Origin of the sequence: Vibrio sp. FF145 (assembly GCF_041439075.1) — a bacterium.
GTDB classification, from domain to species: Bacteria; Pseudomonadota; Gammaproteobacteria; order Enterobacterales; family Vibrionaceae; genus Vibrio; species Vibrio tasmaniensis_A.
Genome location: NZ_JBGONH010000026.1, coordinates 1 through 20907, shown reverse-complemented (window position 1 = coordinate 20907; position 20907 = coordinate 1). Strand labels below are relative to the sequence as shown.

Annotated in this window: 19 protein-coding genes; 10 read left to right on the top strand and 9 right to left on the bottom strand. The window is 43.4% G+C overall.

Going from position 1 to position 20907, the window contains the following annotated elements; all coding sequences use genetic code 11:
- Positions 1–146: 146 nt before the first annotated feature.
- Entirely contained in the window at positions 147–1160 is a 1014-nt protein-coding gene (locus ACED42_RS11425; RefSeq protein WP_371702611.1) for a succinylglutamate desuccinylase/aspartoacylase family protein, read from the bottom strand.
- A gap of 376 nt (positions 1161–1536) precedes the next feature.
- Between ACED42_RS11425 and ACED42_RS11420 the strand changes: the two genes are divergently transcribed.
- The 3 genes from ACED42_RS11420 to ACED42_RS11410 all read left to right on the top strand — a co-directional run bounded on the left by ACED42_RS11420 (position 1537) and on the right by ACED42_RS11410 (position 4257).
- Entirely contained in the window at positions 1537–2526 is a 990-nt protein-coding gene (locus ACED42_RS11420) for a porin (RefSeq protein WP_029225491.1), read from the top strand.
- A 154-nt stretch (positions 2527–2680) separates the two neighbouring features.
- Positions 2681–3571, top strand: coding sequence for a DMT family transporter (locus tag ACED42_RS11415; protein ID WP_102249388.1), 891 nt, complete (start codon positions 2681–2683; stop codon positions 3569–3571).
- Between the two features lie 68 nt (positions 3572–3639).
- Complete coding sequence (locus ACED42_RS11410) at positions 3640–4257, top strand: glutaredoxin domain-containing protein (RefSeq protein ID WP_012600280.1); 618 nt, start codon at positions 3640–3642, stop codon at positions 4255–4257.
- A gap of 152 nt (positions 4258–4409) precedes the next feature.
- Here the strand turns inward: ACED42_RS11410 and ACED42_RS11405 are convergent, their stop codons facing one another.
- From ACED42_RS11405 to ACED42_RS11395, 3 genes are all read right to left on the bottom strand, one after another.
- Positions 4410–4544, bottom strand: coding sequence for a hypothetical protein (locus ACED42_RS11405; RefSeq protein WP_012600279.1), 135 nt, complete (start codon positions 4542–4544; stop codon positions 4410–4412).
- A 242-nt stretch (positions 4545–4786) separates the two neighbouring features.
- A complete protein-coding gene (locus tag ACED42_RS11400) occupies positions 4787–5137 on the bottom strand; it encodes a hypothetical protein (protein ID WP_004731829.1) in 351 nt (116 codons plus the stop codon).
- 122 nt (positions 5138–5259) lie between these two features.
- Complete coding sequence (locus ACED42_RS11395; protein ID WP_012600277.1) at positions 5260–6465, bottom strand: multidrug effflux MFS transporter; 1206 nt, start codon at positions 6463–6465, stop codon at positions 5260–5262.
- Between the two features lie 108 nt (positions 6466–6573).
- On the opposite strand from ACED42_RS11395, the gene ACED42_RS11390 reads away from it, so the two are divergent.
- Both ACED42_RS11390 and ACED42_RS11385 read left to right on the top strand, forming a co-directional pair.
- Entirely contained in the window at positions 6574–7470 is an 897-nt protein-coding gene (locus ACED42_RS11390; protein ID WP_102249389.1) for a LysR family transcriptional regulator, read from the top strand.
- Between the two features lie 180 nt (positions 7471–7650).
- Entirely contained in the window at positions 7651–9495 is a 1845-nt protein-coding gene (locus tag ACED42_RS11385; RefSeq protein ID WP_029222882.1) for a bifunctional diguanylate cyclase/phosphodiesterase, read from the top strand.
- Positions 9496–9680: 185 nt separating this feature from the next.
- On the opposite strand, the gene ACED42_RS11380 is transcribed toward ACED42_RS11385, so the two are convergent.
- The 3 genes from ACED42_RS11380 to ACED42_RS11370 all read right to left on the bottom strand — a co-directional run bounded on the left by ACED42_RS11380 (position 9681) and on the right by ACED42_RS11370 (position 12289).
- Positions 9681–10973, bottom strand: coding sequence for a peptidoglycan DD-metalloendopeptidase family protein (locus tag ACED42_RS11380; protein ID WP_017102768.1), 1293 nt, complete (start codon positions 10971–10973; stop codon positions 9681–9683).
- Between the two features lie 245 nt (positions 10974–11218).
- On the bottom strand, positions 11219–11518 hold the full coding sequence (locus ACED42_RS11375; RefSeq protein ID WP_012600273.1) for an isoamylase early set domain-containing protein: 300 nt from the start codon (positions 11516–11518) through the stop codon (positions 11219–11221).
- Positions 11519–11641: 123 nt separating this feature from the next.
- Positions 11642–12289 carry a hypothetical protein gene (locus ACED42_RS11370; RefSeq protein WP_012600272.1) on the bottom strand — a complete coding sequence of 216 codons (648 nt, stop codon included), beginning with the start codon at positions 12287–12289 and terminating at the stop codon, positions 11642–11644.
- Between the two features lie 32 nt (positions 12290–12321).
- Between ACED42_RS11370 and ACED42_RS11365 the strand changes: the two genes are divergently transcribed.
- The 4 genes from ACED42_RS11365 to ACED42_RS11350 all read left to right on the top strand — a co-directional run bounded on the left by ACED42_RS11365 (position 12322) and on the right by ACED42_RS11350 (position 17531).
- Complete coding sequence (locus ACED42_RS11365; RefSeq protein ID WP_198592248.1) at positions 12322–12804, top strand: GFA family protein; 483 nt, start codon at positions 12322–12324, stop codon at positions 12802–12804.
- Between the two features lie 150 nt (positions 12805–12954).
- A complete protein-coding gene (locus ACED42_RS11360; RefSeq protein ID WP_009845723.1) occupies positions 12955–13629 on the top strand; it encodes a YoaK family protein in 675 nt (224 codons plus the stop codon).
- Positions 13630–13857: 228 nt separating this feature from the next.
- Complete coding sequence (locus ACED42_RS11355; RefSeq protein WP_012600269.1) at positions 13858–15228, top strand: YjiH family protein; 1371 nt, start codon at positions 13858–13860, stop codon at positions 15226–15228.
- Between the two features lie 431 nt (positions 15229–15659).
- Positions 15660–17531, top strand: coding sequence for a methyl-accepting chemotaxis protein (locus ACED42_RS11350; protein WP_012600268.1), 1872 nt, complete (start codon positions 15660–15662; stop codon positions 17529–17531).
- A gap of 151 nt (positions 17532–17682) precedes the next feature.
- Here the strand turns inward: ACED42_RS11350 and ACED42_RS11345 are convergent, their stop codons facing one another.
- Positions 17683–19068, bottom strand: a complete 1386-nt coding sequence (locus tag ACED42_RS11345; RefSeq protein ID WP_009845727.1) for an alpha-amylase family glycosyl hydrolase — start codon at positions 19066–19068, stop codon at positions 17683–17685.
- Between the two features lie 283 nt (positions 19069–19351).
- Complete coding sequence (gene ppiC, locus ACED42_RS11340) at positions 19352–19630, bottom strand: peptidylprolyl isomerase PpiC (RefSeq protein ID WP_009845728.1); 279 nt, start codon at positions 19628–19630, stop codon at positions 19352–19354.
- Positions 19631–19913: 283 nt separating this feature from the next.
- Between ppiC and ACED42_RS11335 the strand changes: the two genes are divergently transcribed.
- Positions 19914–20828, top strand: coding sequence for a chemotaxis protein (locus ACED42_RS11335; RefSeq protein WP_269334661.1), 915 nt, complete (start codon positions 19914–19916; stop codon positions 20826–20828).
- Positions 20829–20907: the final 79 nt, after the last annotated feature.

The window sequence follows — 20907 nt, the reverse complement described above, 5'->3', positions numbered from 1 at the left end:
TCGGTCTTTTTTTTACACGTTTCAAATGACGATGCACCAGATTAACAAAGAGATGCCCGCCGAAGAGCTTTTCAACTCAGAGCTTACCAATTAAGAGCTTACTACTTAAGAGCTTTTCAACTGGGAGCTTCTCAACTAAAAGCATCTCAACTCAATAGTCGACAGACAAGCGCCCCCGGCTCCCTTAATGCATCCACGTTATAGCTAAGTACACGTCCGGCAGACGGCGCATGATAACGACGACATTCGTTACCAAAAGCGTCGTATTGAATCGCCAAAAGATCATCTTGCTCTACGCTTTGTAAAAGCTCGACCTGAGGCAACACAAATCCACCAATATCAGCGCGGATAGACACCACATTATTGCCCTCTATCCAATCTATACTTGGCAGTGGCTTTTTGTCTCGTAAACCTTCAGCATCAAGCATCTCGTAGTAAGAAAGAATATTAAAAACACCATCTACGGCTCGTTGAATCATGTCAGGTTGAGTAAATTTCCCCATCCCGACTTCCACTGTAATGCTCGGAATTCCACTTCGATTCCAGACCGTTTCAAGAATACCCGGATCGCCGGGATCATTAAGAACACAATCGGGCTGCATTAACCTCGCCATCTCCAAACATTGCTCTACTCGGTAATCAGCAAACACATAAAGTGGATACACGGCACCACGAGTTTGGGTATGCAGATCAACAGCAAATGTCGCGTTGTGTTTGAGTAAGCGATCCCACAGAGATGCGACGAATCGCTCCGCGGCTAAGCCGTGTGCATCCCCCGGAAAGAGTCGATTAAGGTTGGCAGGGCAAGAGCCCGGATCCGAAGAGATAAAATCGCGGCTGTGGTTAAGCAAGCCAGACAAATTCACAGTTGGTACAACTGTCACCGTGCCTTTTAATGTGTTGCCTACTAAATCTCGGATAATTTGCTGAGCAGCCAACACACCGTTTAGCTCATCACCATGAATCCCGGCAGTGATCAGCAACTTCGGGCCGTCTTGACTGCCTTTGAAAACAGAAACCGGCATGTTTTTAGGTTGCCCTAACCCATCACTGGTTACTTGAAACCAAAACTGATGCTCTCCAATCAATAAGTCTTCAACATTTAAGGCGCCAATAACCTGCCTACCTTGTAAAACATCGCCTAAGTACTCTGTTTTCATCCAACGTCTCCATCTTGTTGAGCAAAATTTATTCTTTTCTAAGTTTTGGCATCATAGAGGATATCTTAATCAGTACAAACAGTTAATAAGATGAAGAAGCTCTAACCTCACCATAAGGTTCACCCATATCATTATCACCTCACCCAAATAGAAACTTGAAAAAGTAACCGAATAAGGAAATACGAGTGGTATACCCATTCACAAACCACTCAGGTCCCTGAAATAAAAGTACAATAAAATCAACACTTAAAAAGTTCCCTATTCACGAAAATGTAATTTTACAGAAATGAAAGCTTAATTTAGCTGCTCTAAATTAGTTTCATATCGAAACGGAGAGCGCATTGCTCACGGATTTTAAAATACAAGGTAAGTGATTATGAAAAAGGCAGTTCTAGCTTCTGCAGTGGTAGCGGCACTAGTTTCAGGTTCATCGTTAGCAGCAACGGTTTATAGCTCTGATGGTACAGAACTTAAAATTGGCGGTCGTGCAGAATTCCGTGGTGATTTCATTGGTTCCGGTGGTGCTGAAGTTGAAGGTTCAATGAAAGATAAAACTCGTTTCCGTTTAAACCTTGGTGGTAAAACAGAACTTACAGATACTGCAACGGCATTCGGTTTCTACGAAGCAGAGCAAGACACAGGTTCTGATAAGTTTGAAAACCGTTACATGTACGCAGGTGTTGATTTTGACGGCCAAGCCGTTTCTGTCGGTCGCCAAGATATGGCTTCAGTTATCGTATCTGACTTTACAGATATCACTGAGTTTTCTGGTGTGCAGCAAGCATTCGGTGCAGCTTCTGATAAAGAAGATGGTGTATTTGCATACCGTGGCGGCTTTGATGCCCTGCAACTAGAAGCCACTTACCAAACCAACAGCAAAAAAGACTCTGACGGCTACGGCATTTCTGGTGTTTACTCACTGCCAATGGGCTTAGATCTTGGCCTAGCCTACTCAGGTGAAGACCTAGGGGAAAATAAAGGTAGCGCAGACCAAATCCTTGCCGGCCTAGCGTATTCTCTAGACAACCTGTACTTAGCAGCGACTTATTCAACAGGCGACCTAGATGATAAAGCGACAGGTACCGATGCTAAGTCATTCACTGCTATGGAGTTTGCAGCGCAATACAAATTCACCAAGCAAGTATCTGCTGCAGTCGTATATACTTACCAGGAAGATGAAATCAACAGCGGAGCAAAAGTAGACGCTGTCGACGGTATTGAATTAGCCGGTTACTACAAACTAAACAGCAATTTCCGCACATACCTTTCTTACTACGTTAACGGTTTAGACGAAGTTAAAAATGCAAAAGGTATCGTGACAGCTGGTGAAGACACACTTCGCCTAGGTGTCCGCTACGATTTCTAATCTAAATCGACTTTAGATAGAGACTAGAAAGGTTGGGCGGTTGCTCAACCTTTTTCATATTCAAATATTCTGACCAACTTCATCAATGCTTTTTCTGGTTAAGTGGTGCTAAATCCGTATCATAGGTGAACCACATCAAATAATTAGAAGCATCATGTCACAACACCATCCGATCCAAGGCGCTAGCTGGATGCTAACCGCAGGCCTAGCCTTTGCCGTTATTAATAGCCTAACTCAAGTCGCTAGCATTCATTTCGGACTTACTTCTACCACCGTTGCCGTCATTCAATACGCCATCGCGTTGTTCGCTATTCTTCCTTATCTGAAAACGCTGGGCATTCGCCGCGCGCTAAAAACCGACAACCTAAAGTTGCACGTATTCCGTGTCTTCTTGTCTGTTATTGGTATTCAACTTTGGATATGGGCATTGGCTTACCCAGTACCTATTTGGCAAGGCATTGCCCTTCTCATGACGTCGCCATTGTTTGCAACCATAGGCTCAAGACTTTTCCTCAAAGAGAAAGTTGGGGCAGCTCGCTGGGGCGCGACCTTAGCCGGCTTCGCTGGTGCTATGGTGATTCTAGAGCCGTGGGCAGAAGACTTTAACTGGGCAACACTGCTACCGGTTGGCGCCGCTTTCTTCTGGGCATGCTACTCACTCATGGTGAAAAAACTCTCTTCGCAAGACAGTCCTTCAACCATGGTGGTGTACTTGCTGCTATTAATCACACCATTTAACATCCTGCTTGCCGCGCCAGATTGGCAGACTCCAAGCGGCGGTACAATTTGGGCTATCTTGATTGTTATCGGTGTTATGACGGCACTCGCTCAATGGGCAATTGTAAAAGCCTATTCTGTTGCTGATGCTTCGTTTGTGCAACCTTTTGACCACGCAAAATTACCGTTAAATGTTCTAGCGGGTTGGATTGTATTTAGTTGGGTTCCACCGGGTCGTTTATGGCTAGGGGCTGCTATTATTATTGCGTCAGTTGCATTTATTACCCATTGGGAAACGAAAAAACCGGCGAAAATAAAGAAAGTTTAGGATCGATGAAATAAATAGTTCGACTGTCCGTTCTATATGGATAAGAGAATTCAAACGAGGCCGTAAGCATGAAGAAACCAGTCAAGATTACACTATACCGTTGGGCAGGCAGCTGGGGTCCATTTAAAGTTAACATCCCATGTGGAGAATGCACCCTTACCAAAGACATTCTTAAGGATACTTTTGAGAATGAGTTATCAGATGTCGATGTTGAACTGGAAGTGAAAGATTGGTTATCTCACTGGTGGGAGCCGCTAAAACTGGGTTCTTGGCATGCTCCTATCCTTGTTGTTGAAGGCAAGGTAGTCAGCCAAGGTGAAGCGCTTAATCGCGGTGTTTTGGTTCAATCTGTAATTAAAGAATGGACCAAACGAGACAGCCTAAAAGGCAACATTGTTTACGGAAAAGCGACCTGCCCATTCTGCGTTAAGGCCAAGAAAATGCTTGATGAAGCGGGTGTTGAATACCAATACCACGATGTCGTAAAAGACAGCGCAGCTTTGTATCGTATGATTCCAGAGGTAAAAGCGCACATTGGTGAGAAAACACCAGTAACAGTTCCTCAGATTTGGCTTGATGGTAAATACATTGGTGGAGCTGACAACTTAGAAGCGTGGATGAAAGAGAACGGTTTAGATACCATCCCGAATAATGTTGTCGACCTATCCAACCAATCGACAGGCTGAATTCAGTAACAGTCATTAGTCAGAAGCTTTATCAGTGTTTTTTGTGTCCATCCACAACAAAACGAGCGATGACCTTCATTAATCGCTAAAACGCAAAAGGCCTTAAACTTAAATAAGTTTAAGGCCTTTTTAAAATCCGTTTTTGAAAATGCTTATTTCGCCATTTTCTTCATCATTCGCTTAATGAATGATGCTTTTTTTGGCTTTGGCTTGCCATACAATGCTTCGTGCATCATGTTTTTTGCTACCATTTGACCAAGGTATGCGTGGCCTAGTTCGTAATTCATGCTTATCTCCGCACATAATCGATTTTCTTATGCGCGGATTCTACACTTAAAGCGCCCAAAAACAAGATCTAAATCACATTTTTAGTGTAATATCACCATTAAGTTACAATTAAAATTTTCATTTAAACATCCATAAAAAAGCAGCTCAAGAGAGCTGCTTTAAAAATAGTTTTTTAGAAACCTAATTGCTTAGAAATCAACCAACATGAAGAAATAACTTAGAAAACAAACAGTTAAAAAAACTAGCTACGCTTTGGCTGTCTGTAAGTTTTACCTGCAATTTGGTATGTGTCTTTTTGCTTTAATTCGAACATAGTTTCAAAGAACCAAGCTGCAAATTTGATTAAGTCATCGCCTTCATTCATCACATGTTCGATGTACTCTTGCTCTTCGCCTTGTTCATTTTCTTGAAGCGTCACGTGGTAAATACGCTTTTCGCCTTCAACTTCAGCTAGCGCAAATTGACCTGTTAGTGATCCAGCAGCCTCAGCGACTTCTGTATCCTCATTGGATTTCAATAACTCAAGTGCTTGAGGCAGGCCATCTAGTGCGCAGATAGCTTTTACCAGTACTTCAAATTCATTTTGCTGCATGTTTATTACCTATTAAATGGACGCAGGTATTGTAGAAAACCATCCATACAAATACAACGTATTAACGACTGTATGCTGAACTATAGCGAGCTAGCTGTTTAACTGGTCTGTACTTCAGCTGCTTAACTGTACTCAACTTCGGTAGCCGTGGCTTTCTTGTTCATTCTCGTTGAAGACCAAAGTACTGTAGCCATGCAAGCACCAATAATCAGATAAAACACGCCGAGCTGTAGGTGAGTCGTCACCCAACTCTCGACTAGATATCCACCAAGTAAACCCGCCAAACACATCTGAATTGAACCTGACAGTGCCGACACTGCGCCCGCTTTCTTCTTATGAGGTTCTAATAGCATACTGATCGATAGAGGGAAGGAGATACCTTGAGCGATAGCTAACCACGTAAATGCCCACACTAAGTTAAAGATGGATAACTCATGAGTAAGTAACCAAGTCCCTGAAGCTAAAATGATCAAAATCGCAAGACTCATCAATTGTGGTGTACTAAACCTACGATTGAGCAAGTTCAAAGCCACGCTACCAATCAGTAAGCCAGCCGAAGGGACTATCATCAACGATCCGTATTCAGCGGCTGTCAGCCCCAATTGCTCTTGCATTAAGAATGGAAACAGTGATAGCGACACCAAACTCGCCATGTAACTCATCCAATTATAACTGGCACTGGTCAACACTTGGCGATTCGTCAACAAACGGCCGTAGTTCTTGACCACTTGACTGACTTCAAAGCGGCTCTTCCCGTATGGTAAAGTTTCATGAAGAACAAAATAGCCGAGAGTGAATATCGCCAGTAAATACACAAGAACAAACAGGAACACCGCCTGCCAACCGAGGTGGAATGAGATCCAACCACCAAACACGGGCGCAATAATCGGCATGATCGAAGCGGTGACCGAAATATAAGACAGTGCTTTGGTCAGTTGAAGGCCATCATAGCTGTCGCGCAGCACACTTCGCCCAAGAACCGAGGCACTACCCGCACCTAGACCTTGCAACAAGCGACCAACCTCTAACGCCGTCATGTTGTCGGAAAAAACAACACAAACAACAGTACCAATCAAATAAACACCCTGACCTAACAAGAAGATAGGTCTTCTCCCCACGGCATCGGACATCGGCCCGTAAAATAGCTGAGACAAGCCAAAACCCACAAGAAACAGCGTAACGAGCAGCTGTACATCTACCTGAGTCACACTTAAGTCTGAAGCAATTAGCGGCAATGATGGTAAATAGATACTCACCCCTACCTGTCCTGTAGCTATGATCATCATGGCTAAGAGTAGCGGTGTTTTTTTAAAGGTCGATTGGCTCAAAAAATTCCCTATTCGTTTGTTATTTGTTCATCAGATGAGTTTACATTCAAAACCAATAATTGATAATTAGCTAAATTGGAATTTAATTAAGTCCCAACAGGAAATAGTATGGATTGGATTCTTAACGTAAAAAGTTATGTAAAAGTGGTGGAAGAAGGCAGCTTCAATGGCGCAGCGCGTAAACTCAATACCACCAGCTCAGCGATCAGCAAAAGAGTGAACTGGTTAGAAGAACGTATTGGCACTCAACTATTAAAGCGCACCACGCGCTCAATCAGCCAAACCGAAGCGGGAGCTCTCTTTTATCTGCGAGCCAAAGATCAGCTCGATAATTGGCAATCGATTATTGATGAAACCCGATCGGTTAACCAAACGCCTGCGGGCCTGCTAAAGATTGGCGCAACCATTGCTGTTGGTTCTAAGTTTCTCGTGCAATACATGGACGACTTCTTAGAAAAGTATCCAGACATTAAAGTACAGCTTATCACCACCACGCCAGGTCAATTACCTGAGCTTGGCTTGGACCTGGTGATCAGTCGTGAACTGGAACAACTCAACTCGTTAAGCTTCAAGAAAACACCACTATTTGAACACAAAGCCAGCTTTTATGCCGCACCAAGTTACTTGGCTAAACATGGTTATCCCATCAACGAGCAAGATTTAGAACAACACAACTCCTTAATATGGGGAGAGCGCCCTACCCGTGAAGTCACACTCACCAAAGGGCAGCGCATCACTTTGAACGGTAACTTTGCGACCACCAACCCTGAGGCTTTGTTTCATGCCGCCAAGCGAGGAATGGGCGTACTGTTAACCATCAAAGCAATGATCAAAGAGGATCTTAAACAAGGGACACTGGTTCCAGTATTACCAAATATAACAGCTGACGAAGTGATGGTTTACGCGTACTACCCTAAGCTTGACTACTCACATACACGAACCAAGCTATTTTTAGACCACCTAAAAGATAGGCTAGACAAAGAAAGAAATAGTCAAATTTTGTGAAATATATCGCACTAAATTTGAAAAATCACACAACACGACCAATAATAAACTAGACGCATATCAAGATTATTAATGCAAGTAGCATTGTTAATATTTAAGACGGTGCTGCTACAAGATCGTATACACAAGATCATACACATACAGCTTACACACGATTCTGGTTGGCTACGGATGGTGACTATGACTCAACATACACGCAATAGCATGATAGACACAGAGCGCATTGGGCGCTTACTCAAATTGGAAGGTATCGACCTTTTAGAGTCTGCCGTGCTTACTTTGCATCAAACCTTCGGTACTCAATACACCAGTATCATTGAGAAAAAGCACTTTCCCGATCAAATGGTTCCTTTGGTCATTGCCCATTCTGACCATGTACTACATGACAAAATAAACGCACGCCATGGTCACATATACCAACAAGCCGTTAATCAAAAACACCCAGATTGCTCATTTGCTCAGTATATCGTTCAGTCACTCCCAACATCAGCATTTAGGCAAGAAATCACCTCACAAAACTCAATCGCTATCCCAGCACGCAGTCAAAGTGGCGAAGTCATGGGTGTGCTTTTCTCAACCTTTAGTTCGCCTATGAGTACAGATCAGCAACAAGACGTGATAAAACACCACCAGTTGTTCGCAGATATCGTCATTCACACCTTGCGTGAAATGTGGTTCAACGACCGTTCTGAGCAACTGGTTAATCAACTCAGCTACGAAGTATCACACGATAGTCTAACTGGGCTATTAAACCGTAGCTGCTTATCAGACACCTTAGAATCGATCACTCAGCAGAGTGTCACTCCCTTCACGCTCGCTCTGCTCGACATCAATAGCTTCAAAGCCATTAATGATATGCACGGTAATTATATTGGCGATAAGGTGCTTCAGTTCGTTGCAGAGACCTTGCGCCGAACCTTGCCCGACAACAACCTGACGTTCCGGACGGCTGGCAATGAGTTCGCATTCATTACCTATCATTCAGACCCAATAGCGGTTTGCGAGCAAATACTGGATAAGATAAAGCAAGGTTACAATAGTATTGATATCAAAATCGATTTCGACGTCAGTATCGGCATTGCCCGGTCAGATGGAGATAATAAAGACGTAGAACAAATCATCTTCAACACCAGTTTGGCACTAAAAGAGTGCCAGCATAGTCAAGATACATACATTCAATGTTACGACACTCACCTAAGGGTTCGTTACCAAAGGAAAACCGAGTTAATCGCCGCCTTACGAAGTGAGCTTGACAGCCCCATATCAGACAGTCAGGCACCTAATGACAATGGAATGTACGTGGTTGTACAACCAATCGTTGATCACATTGATACACGATGGGATTACTTCGAGGTGTTAACTCGTTGGAAAACCACAAGACATGGCGACATCTCGCCAGTGGAGTTCATTCAGGTAGCGGAAGAGTCGGGGTTGATCGTGGAACTGGGTGAACGGATCATCGAATTGGTATGCCGCGCTAAAACAATATTGGAGCGAGGCTTAGGCTACAAAGTTAAGCTTGGAATAAACTGCTCCGCTCACGAGCTTACCGATTCTAAGCGTTATATTTCCTATCTCACTCGAACGATTGAACAGCATCACTTTAAAGCAAACGAGTTTGTCATTGAGCTAACCGAAACCGTGCTGTTATCTCCAACTCAAGAAACAAAGTCAGCACTCGACTTTCTAAGGGGACAAGGGTTCACGATCGCTCTAGATGATTTCGGTACTGGTTACTCAAGCTTAAATTACATTCATAGCTATCCTATCGATTGTATTAAAATTGATGCCACCTTTATTCGAAACTTGCTGACAAACTCAACATCCGAAAGTGTTGTGTGGTTGATTATTCAACTGGCACACAGACTCAATGTGTCATTGGTTGCGGAAGGCGTAGAGAAGCTTGAGCAACTAGAAAAGCTGCACGCAATGGGGTGTGACAAAATTCAAGGATACCTCTACTCTCCACCTATGCGACCAGAAGCTATCGTTAGCTACGTCACTCACTCAGAACCTCTAGCCTAAACGCCGTTTACTACCTCAACCTAAAATCAAAAAGCCGCGAGCGTATCACTAAACATTTAAGTATTTAGTTCTGCACTCACGGCTTTAAAGGCTACATCATTACTCGCAACCATCTAGCTAACGGTTACCTTGACGGCATACAGTCAGCTAATAACTATTAACTATTAACTATTAACTATTAACTATTAACTATTATTCAATTGTGTTTCTAAAGCTTTCTTTAATAGCTTGTCGGCTTCATCTCTAGCGGCTACGAATGTCGCTTTTTCCTTTTTCGGCACAGAGTCGGCCATAGGAATATTCGCTTTCATTGCATTGACAGGACGACCACGTTCGATCAATTCGTAATGTAAGTGCGCCCCCGTCACTCGGCCCGTTTTACCTGATAAGCCAATACGCTGACCACGAGATACCGTTTGTCCTTTACGAACGAGGATCTTACTCAAGTGTAGGTAGCGTGTTTTGTATGTGCTGCCATGCTGAATCACCACATAGTTACCCGCATATGGGTGCTTACGAGTCATGATCACTTTACCATCACCTGTTGCTTGAACGGGTGTGCCAATTGGCGTCGCGAAATCTGTGCCGTTATGCGGAGAGACTCGCCCAGTCACAGGGTGTAAGCGCTTAGGATTAAACTGAGAACTTTGACGCCAGCCACTGCTCACAGGGTAACGTTGGAAAGCGCGTTGTAAGCTATCACCATTGGCATCGTAATATTGCCCGTCAGTGTGTAAGTACGCTGAAACAACACGGTTACGGTTCATGATCTTGATGGCTTCTATTTCACGTTTCCCGGTTGCGACACCATCAACGAATTGCGCTTTTTGAAGCACTTCAAACTGATCACCCGCACGTAAGTCTCGGCTGAAATTCAGCTTATCTTTGAGAAGAGTCACAATATGGTCAATCTCAATACTGTTCAGGCCAACTTTGTTCGCTGACATAGAGAAACTGCCTTGAATATCACCCACTAGAGGTTTCTGCTTCCATTCACCCGGAATAGAAATATCTTCGAATTCGTAGCTGCCGTCATCAAGCAGTCGATAAACCACTTTGTCCGCGACACTAAATTGAAGTTCCATTTTTGAAAGGTTGCCCGTCGCTTCGTCACGCCAAAAGCGTAATGTATTACCCGGACGAAGCGTGTCTAACGCAAGGAAGTTCAAATCGGTTTCCATCACGCTCATCATCGAGTTATAAGAAAACCCAAGCTGAGTGAAGATGCTACTTAAGTTATCACCTGATTGAATTTGATATTCAAACGTCGGTGGCTCAATAACGGTAGCAGAAGGAGGTGACAGAATTGACTCAATAACGGTTGAGTCTGGCAAATCAAGATCGATCGTTTTCGTCAGACTTGATTGTGAATATTGCAAAGCAACACTAATCACTGCAATAAGTGGCAGTCCTAAAATTGCTGCTTTTTTTACAGGTGAAAGCTCAGCAAACGGAGAGGAAAATATTTTTGAATACACGGTAAACAGGTCTTTCTACGATATAAAAGCACAGGATATGCTTTTCAGGCGTATAAATCATCATTGCATTGTCATAATATGATGTGAATCTGCGCAATCTCGGCTAAGTCATTGAGTTACCGTTAATGAAATAGGCACAACTCAAAAAATTAATGAACCAACGATTTAGACATTAAAAAGCAGAAACATCTAGTTCCTGCTTTTTAACTAATTCATACTATTTCAATTAAGTCATGCTATTTCAATTAAACGTTAACTGTCGATACCAAGCAATTATCTTCACCAAATTCATTCGGGATATAACGATCAGCATTCGCATCGTTCACCCATTGTTGATCATCAACTAGGTAGCGAAATTGAAACTCGCCATCTTTCGGAAGACGAGTTTTAAACTTGTAAACCTTCCCTTTCGCCAGTTTTTTCATTGGGGTCGCTTTCCAATCCAGAAAGTCGGCAACGATAGATACGGAATTAGCTTCTTGAGCTTCTAGCTCGAAAGTCACTTCAACTTCATCTTTCGTCTTAAAAAAACGTTTATTAATCATTCGCAAGCTCCATTTGTAAAGTAAGCAGACACAAAGCTAAGTGTGTCTAAATTTCATTCATCTACTTAAGATAATATGTAATTTAGCTCACATAAACAACAGTTCCTTGCCCTAACAAAAATGTCATTGCTCATCAATTGATTGCGCATTGAAAGAAAAACTCATTAACACCTTTTCAGATTGCAATTCTGGAAAAGATTGTTCCGCAGAATGTCGAGTAAAACCGATAAAACCTTCCCCAGAGAGTTTGCTTTGTGAATCGAGCAGTTGAGTAATCTCTAAAGTTTGGATTCTCACACGGTCACCAAGAAAGAATTGGTCAACTAACACGACACGGCTTCGATGCTGGTCATGTTTAAACAGGCCAAGATAATAGAAAACGCCACTGCCTTGGTTAGATACCCACATAGGTGCAACAAAGAAACTCGCCTCGCCGAGTATGACTCTTGAAAGGTTGTTGGTGTCTACGGTGACCACACCACGCTCAACACCGGAGTCATACCGCCCAAACGCGATTGATCTTGGTCCATCGACTTCATTAATAAAGGCGTACGCGTTGGTTTCAGGAACTTTGATTGTCCATGGGTTAGTCGTCTTCAAATCAAAAACGGTTTCAACAACAGGGTCATAACTGACTTGAGAAGAAGGAAACTTCGCCAAGATCTCTTCGTCACTTAAGCTAAAGCGATAAATACCCGCCAGTATCACCACAACCAGCATGATAATAGGAATCAGTAAAATCAGAGGTATAGGTAAGATTTTCTTTTTCATGAGCAATTATATTCTTTTGTTTTCATCCAGTTGTGCAGACCATAAAGGGCTTTAGTATAATTATCAATACAGGGTTAACCAGAAGTGGAGCATGGATGGATATCAATCATATTAAAGAGAGAAATATCAGAAGTTGCGAATGCCGCTGTGGAGCCGTCAATTTAGTCTGCAGAGGCGAGCCTCAACGCACCTCCGTATGCCATTGTTATGAATGTCAGAAGCGCACCGGAAGTGTGTTCGGGGTTCAGGCTCGATTTCCCATAGAACAAGTGACACTCAACGGAGAGGTCACCTCCTTTTCACGTATCAGTGACACGGGCAATGAAGTCACCTACCAGTTTTGCCCTAAATGTGGCACTGCCATGCTATTGCAGTCGGTTGCCGCCGCCGATTTTTATGTCGTCCCGCTCGGACTATTTAAAGAGCAAGACTTTCCGCTACCAAGCTTTTCAGTCTACGAAGAACGCAAACACGGATGGGTCAAATTTGACCACCAGATGAGTCACTACAACTAGCCTGTTACTGACCATTTTCTCTATAAAGCAACAGTATTGGAACAAACTGCAAGACTGTTGCCTAAGATCAAATATCAACGTTCTACAACGCTAGCGTATCTTTTCGCTAGCGTTATAATCTGCTCCTCTTTTTAACCCAGGGTGAACCACATGATTTCTAAACTACCTCGCTGGGTTGAATACGGCGCCTTACTGTTAGCGGGCCTTGCTGGCAGCGTTAATGCTATTGGTTTACTCGGCTTCCAACATCAAGCTATCTCCCATATTTCAGGCACCATGTCTTTACTTGGCAGCAGCCTGCTCACGCCGACTTCAACTTCTATGCACCTCCTGCTAATCATTATGAGCTTTATGCTAGGTGCCGCGTTCAGCGGATTCTTTATCGAAAATCAAGCATTGAAGTTAGGACGCCGTTACGGTGTTGCGCTATGTATTGAGGGTGGATTGCTGTTCTTGGCGCTTTGGGCACTGTTACAAGGCTACACTTCAGGCCAGTATTTCGCTTCAGCCGCGTGTGGGTTGCAGAACGCAATGATCACCACCTATAGCGGGGCGATCATTCGCACCACACACATGAGCGGGATCATCACAGACCTTGGGATCATGATTGGCGCACGCTTAAAGGGGATGCCTTTTGACCGCCGTAAAGCCAAACTTCTTATGTTCATCGTTGTTGGCTTTCTGTTTGGTGGTTTAAGTGGTGCTTGCCTGTTCCAGCGCTTTGAAATTTTGGCACTGGCTTTCCCTGCCTCTTTCGCGTTCATTGTCGCGTTTAGCTACTGGCTCTACCTAACTTATCGAACTGAAGCCTCAGTAAATTTATAAACGCCTAGTAATAACCATGAGAATATGTAACATCTGCAACACTTTATTCTAAACTCATAATTTGTTGCAGAATAACCTGCGTGAATATTTAGCGATATTTGATGAATAGTATTGCAAGTGATATTAATACTCGGTAATCTTGCACCCAATGAGAAAATACGGATGTTTAGAGAATAAAAATGCCAAGGATGTGGCTTTTTTACATGTAGAAATACGAGAATAATTAACATGTCTAACAACACGAATACTGCTCAACCAGAGAAATCTAAAGGCAGTTTCTGGGTTTTCTTAATCCCATCTCTAATTGGTTTGTTCCTCTTCATGGCGCCAATTAGCTACCAAGGTGATCTCACGATCCCTGTCGCTATTCTAGCCAAATCAATTCAAGCGGTTTTCGGTGAGTCTCTAGTTGCTATTATCACTGCAATCGTTGCCTTCATGTCTGTAGCTTCCGTGTTAAGCACCATTTTCAAACCTACATTCATTACATCGAATTCATTTCTAAACGGCCTTTTCAACCCATCTCCACTGTGGTTGTTGGTTCGTATTATCGGTGGTGCTGCAGCATTCATGGCTTTCTTCCAAGTTGGCCCTGAGTTTATCTGGGAAGAAAACACCGGTGGTCTGGTGTTAGAGGGCCTATTGCCGACTCTATTTTCAGTATTCATCTTTGCCGGTTTACTATTACCACTTCTACTTAACTTCGGTTTGTTAGAACTGTTTGGCACCTTACTAAGTAAAGTGATGCGTCCAATCTTCAACCTGCCGGGTCGTAGTGCTATCGATTGTATGGCTTCTTGGTTAGGTGACGGCAGCGTTGGTATCCTGCTTACAAGCAAACAGTACGAGAAGAAATTCTACACTCAACGTGAAGCCGCTGTTGTTGGTACGACTTTCTCAGCAGTATCTATCACGTTCAGCCTTGTAGTGATTGCTCAAGTAGAACTAGAGCACCTATTCCTACCTTTCTACGCAGCAATCTGCTTAGCAGGTATTGTGGCCGCGGTAATCATCCCTCGCCTTCCTCCACTGAGCATGAAGAAAGACACCTTCATTGATGGTACAAAGCCTCACAAAGATGCTGATGCAATCCCAGCGGGTCACTCGACTTTCTCTTGGGGTCTTGAACTCGCGGTAAATAAGGCATCACAAGTGAAGTCTGCTAAGTCTGTATTTGGTGAAGGCATTCGTAACGCAGTCGACATGGTATTCGGCGTTCTTCCTGTTGTAATGGGGCTAGGTACAATGGCATTGGTGATTGCAGAATACACCTCTGTGTTCTCATTCCTAGGTCAGCCTTTCATTCCATTCCTTGAGCTACTTGGAGTACCTGAAGCGGTTGCAGCATCTGAAACCATTGTTGTTGGTTTTGCGGATATGTTCATCCCAGCGATCCTTGCCGCTTCTATCGACAACGAGATGACTCGCTTTGTTATTGCAGCAATGTCGGTAACTCAGCTGATCTACATGTCTGAAGTAGGCGCTCTACTTCTAGGCAGTAAGATTCCAGTGAACATCTTAGAACTGTTTATTATCTTTATTCTACGTACGTTAATTACGCTTCCAGTTATCGCAGGTGTAGCGCATCTAATATTTTAAATTAGACGTACTGATACAGTGTAATAAATAACCTGATTTGTAATAGCCTCACTTTTGTGGGGCTTTTTTTCGCCTAATATATTCACTCTCCGGTTTAAAATATCGCCAATATACGAATTGAGAATATCATTTGATTTCATATTAATTCCCTTACACCTCTCCCTCATATAATAAACCACACGCATACTCGCCAAATTAATACCCTCCTCACTTTCTTTACCTTTGATTAAGCTAACTCTTCAACTCATTGAACCAAATAGCAAAAGTAGCAAGTATGTAATTAACTGAATTTTACGTTGTGCGGGTTGTTGTATTTTTGTAGTCTATTTTGTGAAATTACATTCAAGTAAACTTCAACCCTGTCGATATATATAACTACAAAACACGATTAACTTTAGTTTTCGCAAAGCTTGTGAGAAGAGGAAAACACAATGAAATTTAGCCATAAGGTGGTTGCAGCATCATCAGCCTTGCTATTAGTGACAGTATCATTGCTTTCAATACAGCAACTTTACACCGTAAAAAGTGCTGTAGAGAACCACGTCAATGCAAGCCTGAAAGAGATGGTCTCTGGGATTAAGAACACCGTAGCATCAGAGATGAATGCTAAAAAAGCACTGGCTCAGTCGACGACTGAAGTCATCGAAATCAACCCTCAAGATCGTACATACGTTCAAAACATCCTAGAAAAGCCAAAACTTAAAGGCAGCTTTCTCGCGGTTGGTTTTGGTTATGACGCAAACGGTTTCGTTATTGAAAATGATGATGGTTGGGAAGCTGGCCCGGATTACGACCCACGAATCCGCCCTTGGTTCATTGATGCTAAGTCCAAAAACAGTTTAGTTGTTACCGACCCTTATGTGGACGTATCAAGCAAGAAAGTCATCATTTCAATTGGTACGCCAGTGCAAGAAAACGGCCGTTTCACTGCAGGTATGTTCTACGACCTAGAACTAACCAACCTTGCGACCTTGGTAAACCAAGTGAACTTATTTGACGCGGGTTACTTATTCCTAGTCACTGCCGACGGCACGACGATTGCTCACCCTAATGCTAAGAACAATGGCGAAACGCTATCAAGCTACCTGCCACAAGCGACTATTCGCGAGGGATCTCAACAAATTGAAGTCGACGGTAAAAAATTCCTAGTGAACTTCACTCACATCCCAAGTGAAGATTGGTACATCGGCGCAATACTTGATGAAGAGATCGCATTCCAAACGGTTGAAGATCTGAAAAACAGCTCGATAATCTACTCTTTAATTGCGGTTATTCTCAGCATCATTGCATTAACCGTCCTTATTCGTGTGTTAATGCGCCCGCTTGAGACGCTTAACCAAGCCATTCAAGATGTTGCGAGCGGACAAGGTGACTTAACTAAACGTCTAGATACCAATACAGATAAAGAGTTCTCTGACCTTGCGAAAGGCTTCAACACCTTTACTGAAAACCTGCAAAATCAAATCATTCAATCCAAAGCGATTGGTGTTGAGATTAAACGTGGCACTGAAATCACAGTAAAAGGCGCGGGTGAGTCAGCGAATGCGATGAATACTCAGCTGCAAGAGCTTGAACAGCTAGCCACCGCAATGAACGAGATGGCCGTTACCGCAACGGAAGTAGCAAACAACGCTCAAGGCGCAGCCGCCGCGGCTCGTGAAGCTGACGATGCGACACTAGACGGTACATCTGTAGTAAGTGACACGACTCAAGCGATTGATAACCTTTCAGCGCGTATCGACCAAGCGGTTGCAGAAGTACAAGTACTTGAATCAGCAACAGCAAATATCGAGACGATTCTTAAAGTAATCAACGATATCGCAGACCAAACCAACCTACTTGCATTGAATGCTGCTATTGAAGCGGCGCGTGCTGGTGAATCGGGCCGTGGTTTCGCTGTCGTTGCCGATGAAGTTCGCACACTAGCGCAACGTACTCAAGAATCGACCACAGAGATCCGCAACATGATTGAGCAGCTCCAAGCGGGTGCAAGCTCTGTATCTAACGCGATGAATCAAAGTAAAGACACAGCCACTGACGCCGTTGAACGCGCTCAGCAAGCAAACTCTTCACTTGACCGCATCCGCGACGCGATTCAGCGCATCTCTGATATGAATATTCAGATTGCTTCAGCAGCTGAAGAGCAGAGTTTAGTAGCGGAAGAGATCAACAACAACACAGTTAAGATCAAAGACCTTTCAACACAGGTATCGAACGCAGCTCAAGACGCAAACACAGCAATGCAAGTTCAAACTGACAATGTTCGCCAACAAGACGAACTATTAAACAAGTTTACGGTTTAACCGCCTTAGCGTTTAGCTAACTAACACCTTGTTTAACTAACACCCTGTTTAGTAAGCAATAAACAGCTTTAAATAAAAACCCCGCTTACTGGTAATCAGTAAGCGGGGTTTTCTTTGCAAAATTTGCTTTCTAACTCGTAACAGGCTCGAGCTAGTTGGTCGTCAGCATCATGCACTGGTTGGATTCAACCTTAATAGTTAAGTCCTTACCAACACATTCGAACACTTCGCCAGACAACAGATCCGTCACAGCGCCTGTCCAATTTAATGAGGCCGTCTTGCTTCGTTTCGATTTATTAATCACCACAATGCCTTTGTCGCCACGAACAAACACCAACAAGTCATCATTCGCTTCAACCACCTGCATCGCTTCGCCATGAACATGGTTATGGAATTGAATCATGTTTTTCATATAAGGCGCTTGCCAGTCGTTAAGCCAACGAGGTTGGCCACTCTTGTCCAGAATACCGCTGGTGCTGAGCTCACTGTAAACAAGCGGCACACCGCCATCTCGTCCAAGAATAAAGGCGTGAGCTAATTGCTCGTCGACTTCATCCATCACATGTTCCAAAAACACCTCGTTATTTGGAATGTCATGAGTGACAGCAAAAGTGATCGCTCGCATGTTCGACAGAGCTTGACCAAAACAGTATGGGTTGATCAGAGACTTAAAACTGCCCTGCTCTTCAAAAGCTTTGAAGATGGTATTGAATAGCGGAAAATCATACGCCCCTAAACGAGTGTGTTTAAGGTAAGGCTCGAGGAACAGTTCGTACTCTTCTTTGGTTGCACCACCGTCAGTAATGATCTCGCCAAAGATATGCATTTCTTCACAGATATCATCAGTCCAAACCTTACGTAGATGTGACAGTGTCATGTGTTTCGCTGCGTCGATGCGAAACCCTTTCACACCAATCACTTTCAAGGCTTTTAGGTAAGCTCGCTGCTGTGTAACCACATTGTCGTTGTCTAACAGCGTTGGCAGGCCTGGATCGCTTGCTCCACCAGTAATACGTCCGTTTTGCACCTCCCAAGTATCTTTCCAGTTCTTGATACCAAACGCTTCGACAAAGTCGTTCTCATCAAACAAAGGTTTAGAAAGATCACCAAACAAACGAACGGATTCGTAATACTCAGAATCTTGTTGGTAAGACGCCATGTCTTGTTGATTTGGATACGTCAAATCACCGCGAATACTCGACTCGTTAGCCATGTGGTTAAACACAACGTCCACATAGGTACGAAGCCCATGTTGCTTTAACGTGTTCACCATTGCAGTGAAGTCTTGCGTATCACCAAGCTGATTATCGATCACACGATAATCTTGGGGTTGATAGCGCTGCCACCATTGGGTACCTGTATCTCGATCACAGCCTTTAGGCCCTCGTAACGACTTCATTGCCGGCGAGACTAAAACAGATTTATAACCCAACTCTTGAATCAGAGGGGCGTTCTTCATTACGTCAGCGTAGCACCAGTCAAAAGCATGCAATATAACATCTGTCGCTGGGGTGCTTAACATAGCTGAACTCTCCATGTTGTTCTCCTACCAAACTCGTTTACAGCTTTCTAGATAAATACAAAGGCTAAAAGGCAAAGCTGCATAAATTTCCTTAAGAATGGTATTTATTATATGAGTTACTCATTAAAACCCCTCCTCCTCCCACCGATTAGTCAAGGTGGATAGCTAAGGGCGTAGCGCCAATTATCGCATAACGTCCGGGATGAACACTCAGCCATAATGTTTTTAAATGCGCCCAAAAATGACAAAAAAGGAGCGTATCTACGCTCCTTTTATTCAATCTAACACATATTAATAACTAAGTTCGGTAAAGAACCTTCACTACGTGCCAGCCAAATTTTGTTTTTACCAGGTGTGGTACAAGCGTCTCGCCAGAGAAACAAATCTTATCAAACTGAGGCACCATTTGACCTTTTTTGAACTCGCCTAGGTCGCCGCCCTTTTTACCAGATGGACAGGTTGAATGCTTCTTCGCTAGCGTTTGAAATTTAGCGCCCTTTTTAAGCTGCGTCATGATGTCTTCTGCTAATTCTTTATGCTTCACCAATATATGAAGCGCTGCTGCTGTTCTTGCCATGATAATTCTCAGTTTGTTGCGGTCAGTTTATTTGTGATGATTACGTAGAATTCATCAGAGTACTGACTGTTGTAATTCAGCTTACGGCTAACGACTTGTCGACAAAAGTCCATCAAACGCCTGCGTTTAGCGTGATTTTAACCCAAGAATCATCATTCTTCACTCTATAACCGAAAACAACCCCCTTAAAGATCTTTAAAAACCGCATAGTGACTTGCTGCGGATGCCATTTCCCTTTAAATTAATCCTTATAGATTAAGCGCGTATTAAGTAGGAGCCACTTATGGCCAAACCGATAAGTAAAGCGAGTCAGTCACAGGGAATGCTGATGTTCAAGTTATCCCTCACTCAAAGTTTTGCGATAGGCACGCTTAAGGTCAGAGAAATCGTTCCTTTCCAGCCAATGACCCAAATTCCTTACTCTCATCACCATGTGATTGGTACCATCACGATTCGCGATCTTACGGTTCCAGTTATTGATATGTCCGCAGCTATTGGGTTTCGGCCGATCACACCGACGGAATACCAAGACTGTGTGCTCATCGTGACAGATTGCTTAAGAACCGTTGTAGCATTCTTGGTTCGTTCGATTGATAAAATCATTGAATGTGACTGGAAGAGTATTGAGTCGCCACCCGCAAGTGTAGGAACCAATGTGTTTGTTACCGGCATTACACGTTTTGAAGATCGTATCGTGCAGATGCTCGACGTAGAGTTATTACTTTCTAAGATTTACCCTGCTTATGAAAACGCACATATTCCGATGCTGACTGATGTCGAGAGAGAACGCCTAAAAGCTCTGAACATTCTATTGGTTGATGACTCTTTGATTGCACGAAAGCAGCTGTCTGATGCCTTAGACAGCATCAACATCCCTTATAGCATTTGTAACAACGGTTTAGATGCTATTGACCTGATGCGAGGTGAGGCTGCAAAAGGTACAGCAATTGATCTTCTCGTGAGTGATATCGAGATGCCCGGGTTAGATGGTTATGAACTTGCATTTGAAGTACAAAACGACAGCGCACTCAGTCATGCCTACTGTATTTTACATACTTCACTATCCAGTGAGATCTGTGTTGACCGAGCTAATCAGGTGGGTGCACATGAAGCGCTAGAGAAATTCAATGCAGGCGAATTAATCGAAGCCATGTTGCGCGGAGCGAAAGTCTTAAACGACGCGGCTATGACTGCTTAGACATAAAAAAGCCCTCTCACAGGATAACACTGATCATTTAAGCATTTTCCTGATCAGTTGAACGATCCTACAGATGGTT

Excerpts from the sequence above, each read along its gene's own strand:
- ACED42_RS11425 (WP_371702611.1), bottom strand. The coding sequence starts at position 1,160 with ATGAAAACAGAGTACTTAGGCGATGTTTTACAAGGTAGGCAGGTTATT.
- ACED42_RS11420 (WP_029225491.1), top strand. The coding sequence starts at position 1,537 with ATGAAAAAGGCAGTTCTAGCTTCTGCAGTGGTAGCGGCACTAGTTTCA.
- ACED42_RS11415 (WP_102249388.1), top strand. The coding sequence starts at position 2,681 with ATGTCACAACACCATCCGATCCAAGGCGCTAGCTGGATGCTAACCGCA.
- ACED42_RS11410 (WP_012600280.1), top strand. The coding sequence starts at position 3,640 with ATGAAGAAACCAGTCAAGATTACACTATACCGTTGGGCAGGCAGCTGG.
- ACED42_RS11405 (WP_012600279.1), bottom strand. The coding sequence starts at position 4,544 with ATGAATTACGAACTAGGCCACGCATACCTTGGTCAAATGGTAGCAAAA.
- ACED42_RS11400 (WP_004731829.1), bottom strand. The coding sequence starts at position 5,137 with ATGCAGCAAAATGAATTTGAAGTACTGGTAAAAGCTATCTGCGCACTA.
- ACED42_RS11390 (WP_102249389.1), top strand. The coding sequence starts at position 6,574 with ATGGATTGGATTCTTAACGTAAAAAGTTATGTAAAAGTGGTGGAAGAA.
- ACED42_RS11385 (WP_029222882.1), top strand. The coding sequence starts at position 7,651 with ATGACTCAACATACACGCAATAGCATGATAGACACAGAGCGCATTGGG.
- ACED42_RS11375 (WP_012600273.1), bottom strand. The coding sequence starts at position 11,518 with ATGATTAATAAACGTTTTTTTAAGACGAAAGATGAAGTTGAAGTGACT.
- ACED42_RS11370 (WP_012600272.1), bottom strand. The coding sequence starts at position 12,289 with ATGAAAAAGAAAATCTTACCTATACCTCTGATTTTACTGATTCCTATT.
- ACED42_RS11360 (WP_009845723.1), top strand. The coding sequence starts at position 12,955 with ATGATTTCTAAACTACCTCGCTGGGTTGAATACGGCGCCTTACTGTTA.
- ACED42_RS11355 (WP_012600269.1), top strand. The coding sequence starts at position 13,858 with ATGTCTAACAACACGAATACTGCTCAACCAGAGAAATCTAAAGGCAGT.
- ACED42_RS11350 (WP_012600268.1), top strand. The coding sequence starts at position 15,660 with ATGAAATTTAGCCATAAGGTGGTTGCAGCATCATCAGCCTTGCTATTA.
- ACED42_RS11345 (WP_009845727.1), bottom strand. The coding sequence starts at position 19,068 with ATGGAGAGTTCAGCTATGTTAAGCACCCCAGCGACAGATGTTATATTG.
- ppiC (WP_009845728.1), bottom strand. The coding sequence starts at position 19,630 with ATGGCAAGAACAGCAGCAGCGCTTCATATATTGGTGAAGCATAAAGAA.
- ACED42_RS11335 (WP_269334661.1), top strand. The coding sequence starts at position 19,914 with ATGGCCAAACCGATAAGTAAAGCGAGTCAGTCACAGGGAATGCTGATG.